The sequence below is a fragment of the Capnocytophaga gingivalis ATCC 33624 genome (genome assembly GCF_000174755.1).
Taxonomy (GTDB): Bacteria; Bacteroidota; Bacteroidia; order Flavobacteriales; family Flavobacteriaceae; genus Capnocytophaga; species Capnocytophaga gingivalis.
Map to the genome: position 1 here is coordinate 165775 of NZ_ACLQ01000016.1, position 13518 is coordinate 179292.

General features: G+C 41.4%; 13 protein-coding genes and 1 pseudogene. 1 reads left to right on the forward strand and 13 read right to left on the reverse strand.

Going from position 1 to position 13518, the window contains the following annotated elements; all coding sequences use genetic code 11:
• Positions 1-6 precede the first annotated feature (6 nt).
• The 3 genes and pseudogenes from CAPGI0001_RS13345 to CAPGI0001_RS05465 form a co-directional block, all read right to left on the reverse strand.
• Positions 7-638: pseudogene (locus CAPGI0001_RS13345) on the reverse strand (ATP-binding cassette domain-containing protein).
• Positions 639-644: 6 nt separating this feature from the next.
• On the reverse strand, positions 645-2345 hold the full coding sequence (locus CAPGI0001_RS05460) for a DUF4836 family protein (RefSeq protein WP_002667267.1): 1701 nt from the start codon (positions 2343-2345) through the stop codon (positions 645-647).
• Positions 2346-2475: 130 nt separating this feature from the next.
• Complete coding sequence (locus CAPGI0001_RS05465) at positions 2476-3846, reverse strand: MFS transporter (RefSeq protein WP_248601303.1); 1371 nt, start codon at positions 3844-3846, stop codon at positions 2476-2478.
• A 329-nt stretch (positions 3847-4175) separates the two neighbouring features.
• On the opposite strand from CAPGI0001_RS05465, the gene CAPGI0001_RS05470 reads away from it, so the two are divergent.
• Complete coding sequence (locus CAPGI0001_RS05470; RefSeq protein ID WP_002667539.1) at positions 4176-5618, forward strand: ATP-binding protein; 1443 nt, start codon at positions 4176-4178, stop codon at positions 5616-5618.
• A gap of 64 nt (positions 5619-5682) precedes the next feature.
• Here the strand turns inward: CAPGI0001_RS05470 and CAPGI0001_RS05475 are convergent, their stop codons facing one another.
• From CAPGI0001_RS05475 to CAPGI0001_RS05520, 10 genes are all read right to left on the reverse strand, one after another.
• A complete protein-coding gene (locus CAPGI0001_RS05475) occupies positions 5683-6801 on the reverse strand; it encodes an ABC transporter permease (RefSeq protein ID WP_002667356.1) in 1119 nt (372 codons plus the stop codon).
• A gap of 61 nt (positions 6802-6862) precedes the next feature.
• Positions 6863-7993: an ABC transporter permease gene (locus tag CAPGI0001_RS05480; RefSeq protein WP_040359735.1), complete on the reverse strand. Its 1131-nt coding sequence runs from the start codon at positions 7991-7993 to the stop codon at positions 6863-6865.
• Between the two features lie 37 nt (positions 7994-8030).
• The gene (locus CAPGI0001_RS05485) at positions 8031-8765 is read right to left on the reverse strand and encodes an ABC transporter ATP-binding protein (RefSeq protein ID WP_002667355.1); all 735 of its coding nucleotides are present in this window, start codon (positions 8763-8765) and stop codon (positions 8031-8033) included.
• A 108-nt stretch (positions 8766-8873) separates the two neighbouring features.
• On the reverse strand, positions 8874-9188 hold the full coding sequence (locus CAPGI0001_RS05490; protein ID WP_002667455.1) for a hypothetical protein: 315 nt from the start codon (positions 9186-9188) through the stop codon (positions 8874-8876).
• 47 nt (positions 9189-9235) lie between these two features.
• The gene (locus CAPGI0001_RS05495; protein ID WP_002667528.1) at positions 9236-10150 is read right to left on the reverse strand and encodes an ABC transporter ATP-binding protein; all 915 of its coding nucleotides are present in this window, start codon (positions 10148-10150) and stop codon (positions 9236-9238) included.
• The gene (locus CAPGI0001_RS05500; protein WP_002667259.1) at positions 10147-10887 is read right to left on the reverse strand and encodes a hypothetical protein; all 741 of its coding nucleotides are present in this window, start codon (positions 10885-10887) and stop codon (positions 10147-10149) included. Before CAPGI0001_RS05500 ends, CAPGI0001_RS05495 begins: the two co-directional genes overlap by 4 nt.
• 117 nt (positions 10888-11004) lie before the next feature.
• Complete coding sequence (locus tag CAPGI0001_RS05505) at positions 11005-11844, reverse strand: hypothetical protein (protein ID WP_002667524.1); 840 nt, start codon at positions 11842-11844, stop codon at positions 11005-11007.
• Positions 11845-12067: 223 nt separating this feature from the next.
• The gene (locus CAPGI0001_RS05510) at positions 12068-12496 is read right to left on the reverse strand and encodes a hypothetical protein (protein ID WP_002667315.1); all 429 of its coding nucleotides are present in this window, start codon (positions 12494-12496) and stop codon (positions 12068-12070) included.
• A gap of 35 nt (positions 12497-12531) precedes the next feature.
• A complete protein-coding gene (locus CAPGI0001_RS05515) occupies positions 12532-12957 on the reverse strand; it encodes a hypothetical protein (protein WP_002667515.1) in 426 nt (141 codons plus the stop codon).
• 18 nt (positions 12958-12975) lie between these two features.
• Entirely contained in the window at positions 12976-13509 is a 534-nt protein-coding gene (locus CAPGI0001_RS05520) for a hypothetical protein (protein WP_002667555.1), read from the reverse strand.
• Positions 13510-13518 lie beyond the last annotated feature (9 nt).

The window sequence follows — 13518 nt, forward strand, 5'->3', positions numbered from 1 at the left end:
AGGTATTTAGAGCTGTAATACTTGGTCATAATTAAGTAAGTCATTGACCTCCAAGGAGGTCATAAGTAAGGTAGCGCCTCTCTGGGAGCATTCTTCTTGTAAGAGCTCACAGAGCAGATGGGTATTCGCCTCGTCCAAATGGCTGAAAGGTTCGTCCAAGAGGAGCACCTCGAAGGGCTGGGCTAAGGCACGCAGGAAGGCCACACGCTGGCGCTGTCCTAAGGAAAGAGCTGCTAAAGGGGTATCCACCTTATGAGCAAGCCCCACCCGCTCCAGCAGTTGGCTGACTTGCTCAGAGGAAAAGTAACCCGTCAACCGATTCTTGAGCTGTATATTCTCCTTGGCTGTTAGCGGGGGAAGAGACGCAGGTCTTGGAAGAGGTAACTTAGCTTGTTTCTCCGGTACGAGAAGAGGTCTTTGGGGCAAGCCACTCCATCGTAGGTAATAGTACCCTTGTAGGTGTCTCGATCCCCATAGATAAAACTCAAAAGAGAGGTCTTTCCCCTACCCGACTGAGCACGGATAAGATAGCGCTTGGCTGGAGCAAAGACGACCTCCTCCCTCAGATAGATATCCGAGGGATGCAGTTCGGCTTCTTCCATATAAGTAGGCTTGAGATGGCGTAGAACGAGTTCCATTATTGCTTATTCTTCATCTTTTTCGATTATGATATCTTCGTCCGTTGCGGGATCCTCTTCATACACTCCATCGTCTTCGTATGTGCTGTCGTCTTCGACGGCCTTATCCTCTTTGTTGGCTTTAGTTGTATCGACCTGCTTGGCAAACTGAAGAAAGCTATAGAGGCTGTTGCGCTTCACATTCCTCATATGATAGATAAGGGTAGCAGTGTTCTTCTTAGCATCAGCTTTGATTTCCAAGTTCTTAGAATGGTCTATCATCCACTGAAGAGACGCCTCATTGCGGGAACGTTCGTCGGCCTTCATTGCCATCTTGAACACGGAGGGATAGTCATCCATATTCAAGTTAAAAAAGCCATAGAAGGTATTCTTACTTGCCTGTGAGGCCAAGGAGCTACTATAGGCGTTATTTTTGCGTTTCCCAGCGAGGAAGGCATCTACCTCATCGGAGGAGTTGCTTATGAAAAAGGCCTTGTCGTTGTAGGCGAAATATACATTTACAAAGAAGAAACTGAGGCTATAGCGATCACCATCTTTGGTAAAGGATCCCTCTTCAGCGACCATTTTGTCCAAGATTTTTTTATCATTGACCTCAAAACAAGCGCCTACTACTGGAATAGGGATACTCATACCTGTCTCGAAGTCCTCCAAGGCTATGACGAAACTACCCCCAAAGAGGTTCAAGAGGTTATCCAACTGAAGGTCTTTCTTAGCGAGCCACTCCTTGATATCGGCTTCTTTGACGAGTTCGGGTTCTGCTTCCTTGAGGAACTCATAGTAATGCTTCACATTGAGCGCCCCTGTGATTGCCATAGGCATTTTCTCTGGGAAGTGCTTGAAGAGCTTTTTGTTAAAAGAGGCTTCTCCTATATGGTGTTTGTCTAAGAGCTTTTGGTATTTTTCGTTGTATAGGGTACGAGCTGAAAGGGCTATTGCCTCTTTTTGAAAATCCAAAGTAGCATAGAGATAAGTACCCTGTTGTAGGTTGAATAGCGAAGGAGAAAGGGCTGTGGTAGAGGGTAGTTTCTCATCTAAGGTCGCGTAAGCAGATGCTACATTGACCCATACACTGATGTCTTTCTGATCGTGAAGGAAGTCTCCAAAACCACTAAGTGCAGTGATTTGCTTTTTAGCCTCCAAGGAACGGAGTTGCTTGGCCTTCAGGAAGGTTTGCAAGCCTGAGGAGGACTCTCCCTTGTCGTCCTCTGCCCCCAGAAAGAGCACTTTATCATCATCCCAACTCAATGTATACTTGCCCCCAGATAGGTTCAGCAACTTATAGCCACCTTCCTCGGTAAGGTTCTTTTCCTCTTTAGCTAAGGCAAAAAGTTGATTCAGAGTGTTTTCAAACTTTTTCTTATCCGAAAGGACACACGCTATCCCGATATAGTTCTCCATACCATTGCCCCCTTGTTGTCCATACTGGAATAAATAGATGGGATCTCGAAAGCGTATCCCTGAATTTCTTGGGTTGCGGAGCAGCTCTCGAAGGAAATCCCGCTGCTTGTCTGTTAGAGAAAGACTATCAATCCACTGCTTGAACTCCGCTGAGTCCTCGGTGGAAGCAATATCCGCTTTTTGGTAGAGTGACTTAAAGTCAATAGAGACTACCCAAGCGGCATCGCTGGGGACTAACGCCAAAGAGGCTGGCTGCTTAGGACAAGAAGCCAAAAAGATAAGGACTAAGCCAAGTAAGAATCGCTTCATAAGTTTTGAGTTTTTAATTTTTAATTTTAAGTTTTAAGTTTTTAATTTTGAGTTTTTTAATTCTAAGTGATTAGTTTCTGACAACCGTTCACTGCTCACCGTTCACTGCTCACTGCTCACTGACAACTGTTCACTGCTCCTGCATAGATCTAAGTATGGTAAGGACAGCTGCGGTATTGTCTTCGTCAAAACGCCGTGCCCAAAAGGTATAGACCCAGCGGACGTAACCATCACTGGGGCTGTTACTATCCGTTAAGTCTCTTTCAAACTCGGGGATTTCGTACTCCTTGAATACCTTTTTAAGCCCTTTTATATGGTCTTCTATATACGAAGACCGATTCATCACCTCAAGAATGTCCTTATAGAGTTGGTCATTGTCTCCTTGTAACTCATAGACATTCAATAGGTCTGCTATTTGTCCATTGAGCGTACGGTGCATATAGGTATTTTCCCCTAACTGTCCACTTTGATACATCGCCTCCATAACACTACCCCCAAAATAGTACCAAAAGGCAAGGAGCTTATTATTATCTCTGCTTATATAGCGCTGGAGATGATAGAGCGTAGGCTGTTTTCTGGATAGGGTATCCCCTTTTGCATAGATACTCATAGGATAGAGATAACCATCTTCTTTGATGAAAAATTCATTTAGATCGTATACCTTTTTATACATTTCATTATTTAGGAGCTTTTGTAGGGAATCCTTATTAAATGCTACAAAATCCCATTCAGGGTCTTTTACTTCTTCTCTTTGGTAAGTATCTTCAGTATCTGTATCGCTAAAGGTCTTGTGCTCTTGCCCTATATAGCTACCATCATACTCACTCTCATCAACCACTTGGGCGGAGGGACGGCGTAGCAGATCAAAATAATCGTAATCCGTATTGAGTTCTCCCTTGAAAAAGAGATAGATACTCACCCCCAGTCCATAAAATAGGCCTACACCAAAAAGTCCTAAGAGGCTCATCCCCATAAGGCGATACCCTTTTCTGCTGAGAAAGCGTCCTAAGAGAAACAATACGGCTGTTATGGGTAACAGGGCAAAGAATATATAGCTAGAATTATCCCTATCTTGGGCGTCGTCAAAAGAGGTAAAGAGTGTCCAGAAGAGCGCTCCTACAGCCAAGACTCCCAAGAAGATTCCCTCAAAAAGAAGGATATCCTTCATCCACTCAGTCAGGGGTAGCGGCTCTTTCTTTAGCAACTGACGAATTTTCGTCACTACCGCGCCTATGAGAATACTTATCCCTATGAGTAACACCCCTACTAAGAAAGCCGCAATAACAGAATAGTGAAACCTATGACCTATAAGCGCATCCAAGAAGGAAAGCAAAGGCGGGTTCACGACCTTAGCAATGGCAGTAAAGGGTTCTACTTTAGTAAGAGACCAAATAAAAGGATCCAGCCAATAGACCCCTGCCAAACATAAAAAGAAGAACCCCAAGACAATGAGCTGCACCCAAACAATGGCGGACATTATTCTTTTTAAGTTGTTAACCATAACAGACTATTTTTACTCTTATACAGGCACAAAGATACAATATTTTGTACGATATACAATACTGAAATCCATTCAGAAGTAAAAGTTTTTGAAACATTGTAAGTTCTATTAGTACCTCTTTTTTGTATCCTACATAGTATTTGTGATGTACTACTGTCACAATCTTGCCAAGGAAATTACGAGTTTGTTACAGATAACCCCGTAAAAATAAACCTTCAAATGTGAGAAAAAATATTTATTTTTACCAAAATGTAATAATAAACTTCTTTTTATATGCTTATTTTTACATTTCGGTTTTTTTAGTACCTTTGTCGCCAAAATAGAATCTTATGAAACATTCAGGACTTATCCCTACCGAAAAGATTATTGAGCGACTACAATATGAAAATCCTTGGTGGACGAGTAACGAAATACCGACCACTTATGCCCTTATGCCTCGCCGATTGTACTTTGATCAGTTCTACCCTTATGTAGCCGACCGCGATATACGTCGTGCCGTAGTTCTTATGGGGCCACGCCGTGTAGGTAAAACTGTAATGATGTACCACACCATAGCCCGCCTTATTAGTGAAGGTGTACCTGCTCAAAAAATAGGATTTATTGGCGTGGACAACCCTATCTACATCAATTTAGGGCTACAAGATATATTGGATATATATCTGCAGGCTATAGGCAATACTTCTTTAAAAGACACTTATATATTCTTTGATGAAATTCAGTACCTAAAAGATTGGGAGCGACATCTTAAAGTACTGGTAGACAGATACCCCAATACCAAATTTATAGTTTCAGGCTCTGCTGCGGCTGCTCTCAAATGGCATAGTACCGAAAGTGGTGCAGGCAGGTTCACCGACTTTATGTTGCCACCACTTACTTTTCAGGAATTTATTCACCTAAAAGGCAAAAATCACCTTATGCAAAAGCAAAGTATCATCTTTGCAGGCAAGGAAAAACCTTATTGGGTAAGTACCTTCCTCAAGGAACTGAATAGCGAATTTCTGCAATACCTAAATTTTGGAGGCTATCCCGAAGTAGTTTTTTCTGAGAAAATACAGCAGGATATGGGCAGATACATCAAAAATGATATAGTAGACAAGGTGCTGTTGCGCGACCTACCTAGCCTATACGGTATTAAAGATGTGCAGGAATTGAACCGCTTTTTTAGCTACATTGCCTATAATACAGGTAATGAATTTTCGTACGAGAAGATGGCTAAAGAAAGTGGTATCAATAAAGAGATGTTAAAGAAATACTTAGAATATTTAGAGGCTGCTTTCCTCATAAAAGTGCTAAACAAAGTAGACATCAACGCTAAAAAACTAAAGAGAATTACCAGCTTTAAAGTGTACCTTACCAATCCTTCGCTGCGTACGGCATTGTTCTCGCCTATCAAGGACGATGATGAGGAAATGGGAAATATGGTAGAAACAGCTATCTTAGCCCAATGGCTACACCGCGAGCAACTGCATCTGACTTACGCCCGTTGGAAAGAAGGACGTGGCGAGGGTGAAGTAGATTTGGTACTGATTGACGACAAACGCTTTAAACCCAAGTGGGCAGTAGAAATAAAATGGAGCAATAGGTATTACCAAATGCCACAGGACTTAATCAGCCTAATAAGTTTTTGCAAAGCCAATGAGCTAACAGCTGCCCTCATAACTACTAAGGATACCATAGGTACTAAAACTTTGGACGAGCTGCAATTCACTTTTATACCTTCTGCCCTTTACGCGTATAACATAGGGGCGAATACACTAAAAACATTACAATAAACACCTCTCTTTGTGCTACGTATACAAAAAGGTGTGCTAATGAGTCAATGAACAAATCAGCTAATTAATTTGTCTTCTTATAGTTCCAAATCGCCCAACTATTGAGCAATACGGCAAAGCCTACTAAATATAAGAACTCAGTACTGAGCTGTGCAAAACTACTGCCTTTGAGCACAATAAGTCGCATTGCACTGACAAAGTGGGTTACCGGAATGGCATTACTTACCTGCCGACTCCAAGCGGGCATACTGTCTACGCTGGTGAGGAAACCGCTCATCAGTAGGAATATCATTATAAAGAAATAGGCGATAAACATAGCTTGCAACTGCGAATTAGCATAAGTGGAGACCAGTAGTCCGAAGCCGAGAATCGCGATGAGGTACATTATCGCAAAGGCATACAAGGTGAACAAACTGCCTGCGGGGAAGATGCCGTATACTATATACATCACGGTGAGCCCCAAGGTGAAGAGGATTAACCCTACTACCAAAAAGGGTATGAGCTTGCCCAATATAAACTGCCACTTCTTAATAGGCGTTACATTTATCTGCTCGATAGTGCCTATCTCCTTTTCTTTGACTACATTGAGTGCTGAAAGAAAGCCCCCAATAATGGTGAGTAATATGGCTAAAATGCCTGGGACTATGTAATATCTGTACTCCATTTGTGGGTTGTACCAATGGGAGCTCGCCACACTGAATTTGGCTACATTGCCTATCCGTTGGGGTGTTTTCACATTTATATCGAGCTGGGTGTTGAAGTCGCGTATCACTGAAAGCAAATAGACTCCCCCTAAGGACGACTTGCTCCCGTTGATGGCATCGATAGAGAGACCGAGTGTCTGCTTTCCTTCGCGTACGAGATTGCGCTCAAAACCTTCGGGGACTTCCAAAACTACATCGGCTTTACCGTCTTCTATCAGGGCGATGCCTTCTTTGTAAGAGAAAGGAGCGTCTACGAGCTTAAAGTACCCTGACGCAGTAATCTTCTGTATGAGCTCGTGCGAGTATGGACTCTGGTCGTGGTCGATATAAACGAGGTTGATGTTCTTCACATCAAAATTGGCTACCAAAGGCAATATAATCAGCTGCATCATAGGTGCTACAAGCATCATTGCCAAGATGGTCTTATCTCGGAATATCTGCTTAAATTCTTTTTGTAGTATAAATGATAAGGTTTTCATTGTATTAATTTGTCAATAATCTGTTGTGGGCGAATTGCCATTCGCCACTACATACGATCTTCTACTCTAAACGAACTTTAAACTTCTTCATTGCAAGGCTTAAGAAAATTACCGCCATTGCTATTAATATCAGCGTTTCTTTCCATACGTAAGTGAAATCCAATCCTTTGAGCATTACTTTCTTCACGATAGCGTAGTAGTAACTTGAGGGGAAGACTTTGGATATTCCTTGAAAGATAAGAGGCATATTCTCTATGGGGAACATAAAGCCGGTAAAGAAAGCCGTAGGGAGCATCATTCCCATCATAGCGATGAGCATAGCCGTTTGTTGTGAAGCAGTAACGGTGGATATGAGTAGCCCCAACGACAAACAGATGATGATAAACAAAGTACTCTCGGCGTAGAGCAACAGCAGATTGCCACGTATCGGGACATCGAGCATATAGACCGATAGCAGGAGTATCACGGTGAAGTTGATGAGCGAGAGAATAAGGTAGGGGACGGCTTTAGCTATCAGTATTTTTAGGGGATTGAAAGGGGATACTAAAAGGATTTCCATAGTGCCTAACTCTTTTTCGCGCACTACGGCTACTGAGGTGAGGGCAGTACTCACTATCATAAAGACGAGCGCAATCACCCCAGGAACGAAGTTCATAGAGCCATTTTGCTCCTCGTTGTACAGCATTCGGTTTTCAACGGTTATCTGGTAGGGTAGTTGCACAGCAGGGTTCAGCTCTTGCTGATAGCTCGCTACCATAGCCGAGAAGTAGTTTTGCACCGTTTTAGCCGTATTGGGGTCGCTGCCATCGGTGATGAGTTGTAGTGAGGTACCACTGGGTGTGTAGAGGTCTTTTCCGAAATTGGGAGGGAAGATGAGCGCAGCTTTTATAGTACCACGCTTGAATTGGTCTTCTACTTGGTCGTAACGAAGCAGAGGCTCTTTCAGCTTAAAATACGGACTCGCCTGCAAGCGGTGCGTGATTTGTTGGCTATAGGTATTGTTTGCCTCATCTAATACAGCGATACCGATGTTCTTGACCTCGCTGCTGAGGGCTTGACCGAAAAGGATAATCTGCGCTATGGGGATACCAAAGAGTATCAGTAGCGTGCGACGGTCGCGGAATACGTGATAGAATTCCTTGCGTATAAAGGCTATTAACTGTTTCATATCTAATGATGGGCAAATTGCCATTCTATTAAGGGCGAATTGCCATTCGCCCCTACAGGGGTTATTCACTACGTTTTGCTTTGCGGGCGAGTTGGTAGAACACTTCGTCCATTGAGTGGGTGTGATATTGGTTTTTAAGGTTGGTGGGCGTATCCATTGCTTCCACTTTGCCGTCAACCATTATGCTGATGCGGTGGCAATATTCGGCTTCGTCCATATAGTGGGTGGTGACGAATACGGTAATGCCCTGCGCGGAGGCTTCGTATATCATATCCCAAAACTGACGGCGTGTTATCGGGTCTACACCACCAGTAGGCTCATCAAGGAAGACAATTTCGGGATGGTGGAAGATAGCTACCGAGAAAGCGAGCTTCTGCTTCCAGCCCAGCGGTAGCGACCCTACGAGTTTGTTGGCTTCTGCCTCCAAGCCAAGCTTGGTGATAAGGTCGGTACTGCGGGTTTTGATTTCCTTGCGACTCAAGCCATAGACGCCTCCGTAAAAGGTGATGTTTTCCTGTACGGTGAGGTTGTCGTAGAGCGAAAACTTCTGACTCATATAGCCGATGTGCTTTTTTATCTGCTCTTGCTCTCGATAGAGATCGAAGCCTGCTACAGTAGCCTCGCCCGAAGTAGGGTAGGAGAGTCCGCAGAAGATACGTATAGCAGTGGTTTTCCCCGCACCATTGGCACCGAGGAAACCGAAGATTTCGCCTTTTTCAACGGTAAGGGAAATATTGTTCACAGCTTTGAAATCGCCGAATTGCTTTGTGAGGTTATGACAGTGGATTGCGTTCATCTTATTAAATTAGCAAATTAGCAAATGTGAAAATTATCAAATTAGCTCCCGTTCCCCCCGAAGGGGACAACTTACAAAGGGGATTGATAGCGATTGAAGGAATGCTTTTTATTTGTAATAATAATACCAATTTCCGTTATATTCTTTATCACAATCTTCTTGAGAGGCGAAAGTACAGTCTTTTATACCTTCTTCCGGGTATTCCTTATTGCGTAGTAATTGTTTGTGATAATTGCTTATTTTTTGTAATAATCCTATCTCTTTTGCTTTATTTAAAGCTTCTTCTGTCTCGAAAATATAAGACACAAAATAATCTTGTGGGGCTATATAAGCTCCAAAATCTAAGGAAGCATATACTTCACTAAAGGTTGCTTTTACCTCTTCTTGTGTTTCAGCAACAATATTTTTCCATATTTTGCTCATTGTTTATCTTTTTTAATTTCAACTTTGCTAAAGTTTTGGTTCAGAATTTATATCTTCTCTTTTTCCTCCATTAGGCGGATAAAACTGTCCTCGATGGTGGGGGTGATGGGCTGCCAATCGAGGTGGGGAAAGGTGGTTTTCAGCTGTTGCTCGAATATGGGAATGTCAGTATTTTCATTGAGAGTAAGGTGTAGGTACTCGCCAAAGGGGTAACAGCTATCAATGTGGGGGTCTTCGCGCAGGTGCTGGAGCAGTGCGTACAGATTGGGATCCTTAACAGCATAGAGTGCGGTGGGGTATTGGGCGATGATTTGCTTGGGGGTGCTGGTGGATAGCACCTTGCCTGATTGTATTAAGGCTATGCGGTCGCATAGGCTGGCTTCGTCCATATAAGGGGTGGAAACCAGTATGCTGATGTCTTGCTCCTTCAGTTTCTTCAGCATCTCCCAGAATTCTTTGCGCGAAACCACATCTACCCCCGTGGTGGGCTCGTCTAACAAAAGGACTTTGGGCTTGTGAATGAGGGCGCAACAAAGGGCTAACTTCTGCTTCATACCCCCTGAGAGCTTGCCTACGCGACGGTTGCTAAACGGCTTTATTTGCTCGTAAATATCCTTGATAAGGTCGTAATTCTCAGAAATAGTCGTACTAAAAACAGTAGCGAAGAAGGAGAGGTTCTCTTCGACAGTGAGATCTTGGTACAGAGAGAAACGCCCAGGCATATAGCCCACGTGCTTACGGATTTCCTTATAATCCTTAACGATATCCCAGCCCTCGATGCTTGCAGTGCCCTCATCAGGCAAGAGGAGGGTGGTGAGCATACGAAAGACGGTGGTTTTGCCCGCCCCATCAGGACCGATGAGCCCAAAGAGCTCGCCTTTTTTGACTTCTAAGGAAAGGTGTTGCACGGCGTGAGTATCGCCGTAGGACTTGCTGAGATTATGTATAGTGATACTTGTCATTTTTCAAGGATATAATCGTCTATAAGTTTGATATGCTTCTGAGAAAAGAAAGTCTTTAGTAAATAATAATTGTCACGACTCAATTTCATATGTAAAACGCACTCTTTCTTGGAGGTGTACACCTTTATTTGAGGGTATACCCTCGTAGCTATTCCTTCGTTGACGAAAGAAAAATATATATGATGAATGCCTTTTAAAGGGATTGTCTGCTTGAGTGTTCCCTTATAAAAAAAGTAAATGGACTCATTCCGTATCTCTAAAGTATAGAGGGTATTTGGGTAATTCTTTATAAAACTATAAACAAAAAGAACTATACCAACTATTAAAATAGCAATTAACAAAGGTTTCCCCATGGTAATCTGCCGTAATATCCACACATTAAAGCACACATAACAAACAAAAGACACACACTGAAAAACTTTATTGTTTACGCCTTTGATCCTAATGACAGTAGGTAACTCTCCTTCTGCATATGGATTGTAAAGGGTACGATTTTTGAGTCTCATTGTAAAAAATAGTACAAATAGCACCATCAGCCCTATCATAGGGAAAAAGAAGTGGATAATTTCCTCTGTATCCCTACTAAAAATAGGGGAAAACTCCTCCAATGTGATATACAAAAAATAGCCAAGTGGTACTATCATTAGCACTACCAGCGCTATTTTTAGTAATTTTTCAGGGGATATCCCTTGGTCTTTTAAGTCTTTTCCAGGGTGTTTGTTTTTTGTGGTATTCATCAGTTTAAGGGCTTATAACTTAATACTTTTTGTTGCCATATACGATACGACATTGTGTTCGTGTAGGTTGCCATAGGGTGTCACGAGCTACAAACTAGCACCACCAGCTGGGGTATATTAGTTTAGGTATTTTTGGATAAGGGCAGATAAATAGGCTTTATCCACAGCAAACCATTGGCTTTCTTCTTTTTTATCTTGGTAACTCCAATGCTCGAAAAGGAACTTATCAGGTGTTGGAATAAGAGCTGCAATGTGTGAGTAATAGTATTCTCCCTCTATAATAGGCTCATAACCTTTTATCACGCATTCACTAATAATCTCAAGGGTATCTAAACTAAAGGCATACCATATTCCTTGTGTACTGGAGAAAATACCAAAATGCTCGTCTACTTGCCATATATTAAGTATACCCTCACCGTCAGTATCAGAGAGTTGTTTTTCTTTTAGTATCTCAAAATCGGGATAGGAAGCTAACATCAGTCTGTCATCAAAGTTAGTAAGAAGGGAACGATTGCCAAGAGGAAACATATATATGTAGCTATCAGGCAGTTTTTGATAGATTTTCAGTTGATTACCTTCTAAAGCAATATAGTAACTTTCTGACCAACCTGCACCATCTAATAAGGAAATAGTTACTTCATTTTCTTTAGGCAGATGGGTAAGCCATAAACTCGCTGCACCAAAAGGGTCTTCCATCTCCAATGAGGCTATAGTTTTGCCATTTTCATCAATAGCCATAAGAGTAAAAGTCTCATTCTCATTGTATAAGGCACACCATAGGTAGGTGTGATTTAGAGATTCTTCGTAATGGAGCACATCCCCTTTGATAAAGTATTCTTTACCTGTTTTTGTGTTCTTTACCGAGAGTCCTTCATCGGTAAGAGTCATAAGTTTATCCCCACTGTTGAGTTTTTCGGGAATAGAAGTAAGGGTTTGAAATTGTTCAATGTAAATCATAGTATAAAGGTTTTATTTTTCTCTTTTCTTCTTGTACCTAACCACAATAGAAGTATAAGTACCTACATTATAATACTTTCAGGAAGTATTTTAGTACAGCTAGCCCAATTGCTGGGTAATATTATTCATTTTTCTGATTTGTCAATTTATCGATTTTGCCAATGAGATACAAACTCTTTTCTTGGTAGGCACGAGCTACAAGAAAAGCACCAGCAAAATTATTTTATTTGTTTTTCTTTGCTATTATTATATCATATATAGCTCCATAGATTAGGAAAAAGATAAATACAATCCCTAACAAAATGGGCTCTCCTATACTTATTGAGGCATTTTTATCTAACAATGATATTTCACCTCTTTCGTATTTTTCGAGTAAAGAATCTTCAAAGTGCATAAATAACATAGAGGAAAAACTGAATAATATACCCCAAAGAATACACCTATATCCCCAAATGAGTCGTTTTTTATAGGTAAAATAACATATTGGCAAGAATAGTATTGTTATCACTACCACTATCGTATTACTTAACTTAAAAGCCTTATTGAAATATTGAGGGGCATACTCTATATTAGTTAATAGAATAAAAGCGAGTAAAAATAAGATAGCGCTTACTTTGCCAAAGTGTTTGTTATGTATATTTATGTTTGTCATTTTTTGATTTGTCGATTCATCAATATGTTATTTTCTTAAAATGATTGCCATTTAAGCAGTTGGAAATCATCTAAAATATATTCTTTTCCTGTGTAACTATTATAAAAATAAATCTTATTTTCTTCTGCTTTGACAGAAGGATACCAGTCATCTAAAGAAGCAAATCTACTATGTTTCGGATCAATAATTAGGGTTACAACGCCTGACCATTGATGAGGTTTCACGGCTTCTATTGATATAAAGAAACTTTTGGTCGATTTATCAACACTTATTTGCTTGATATTTCTCAGGTAGCACCAATAGGGCAATTCGTTGTTTGACTCAGGGAAATATACAGAGCAAACCTCATCTCCGTGTGGAGGCTCTGTTTCATATCTTAACAACATACACCCTCCTAAGTAGGCTACTTCGTATGTATACTCTGTAAGGAGGGTTATTCTACATTCTTCTATATCAAACATATTTTACTAATTATGAGGTTACTTTCCGTTTTCTATATCAAGGCAAAAGCAGAGGTCTTTGCCTTCGGGGTCTTTTTCTATATAACAATCTTTTCGCAAGGGATAATCCCAATCACCGTTAAGGTTTTTTACTTTCTGATAAGGGGGTACATATACAGTGCCTTTGTCCCAAAGGATTTGAGCATATAGTACTCCGTTGCAATAGGCATAATGCCCAAAAGGGTTCATTTCCTTTGAGGGGTAACACATCTGAAAGTTCTTACGACCGTCATAATCGCGTAGAGCTTGCGCCCCCATAAACTTCTGAGTAAAGCATTCGTTATCCTCACCAAGCTCGTTTTTGTACAATTCGTAGAATGCAGGACGATCTTCTTCGAACAAAGCGTAATCGTCGGCACTTATCCGGTAATAGCGTTCATAGCCTGCTGCCCAACTTACAAGTACTTTCATCAAATGGGTTTCGATTGCTTCGCAATAGCCCACAGAGAAAAAGTGTTCTCGGTCTACGAGCTCTTTAGTGAGCTTTATGTGTTCTATGAGTTTTAATTTCATTTTCAGTAA

Coding starts and splice junctions, on each gene's coding strand:
- CAPGI0001_RS05500 (WP_002667259.1), bottom strand. CDS start 10,887: ATGAATACCACAAAAAACAAACACCCTGGAAAAGACTTAAAAGACCAA.
- CAPGI0001_RS05460 (WP_002667267.1), bottom strand. CDS start 2,345: ATGAAGCGATTCTTACTTGGCTTAGTCCTTATCTTTTTGGCTTCTTGT.
- CAPGI0001_RS05475 (WP_002667356.1), bottom strand. CDS start 6,801: ATGAAAACCTTATCATTTATACTACAAAAAGAATTTAAGCAGATATTC.
- CAPGI0001_RS05515 (WP_002667515.1), bottom strand. CDS start 12,957: ATGTTTGATATAGAAGAATGTAGAATAACCCTCCTTACAGAGTATACA.
- CAPGI0001_RS05510 (WP_002667315.1), bottom strand. CDS start 12,496: ATGACAAACATAAATATACATAACAAACACTTTGGCAAAGTAAGCGCT.
- CAPGI0001_RS05495 (WP_002667528.1), bottom strand. CDS start 10,150: ATGACAAGTATCACTATACATAATCTCAGCAAGTCCTACGGCGATACT.
- CAPGI0001_RS05485 (WP_002667355.1), bottom strand. CDS start 8,765: ATGAACGCAATCCACTGTCATAACCTCACAAAGCAATTCGGCGATTTC.
- CAPGI0001_RS05505 (WP_002667524.1), bottom strand. CDS start 11,844: ATGATTTACATTGAACAATTTCAAACCCTTACTTCTATTCCCGAAAAA.
- CAPGI0001_RS05480 (WP_040359735.1), bottom strand. CDS start 7,993: ATGGCAATTTGCCCATCATTAGATATGAAACAGTTAATAGCCTTTATA.
- CAPGI0001_RS05470 (WP_002667539.1), top strand. CDS start 4,176: ATGAAACATTCAGGACTTATCCCTACCGAAAAGATTATTGAGCGACTA.
- CAPGI0001_RS05465 (WP_248601303.1), bottom strand. CDS start 3,846: ATGGTTAACAACTTAAAAAGAATAATGTCCGCCATTGTTTGGGTGCAG.
- CAPGI0001_RS05490 (WP_002667455.1), bottom strand. CDS start 9,188: ATGAGCAAAATATGGAAAAATATTGTTGCTGAAACACAAGAAGAGGTA.
- CAPGI0001_RS05520 (WP_002667555.1), bottom strand. CDS start 13,509: ATGAAATTAAAACTCATAGAACACATAAAGCTCACTAAAGAGCTCGTA.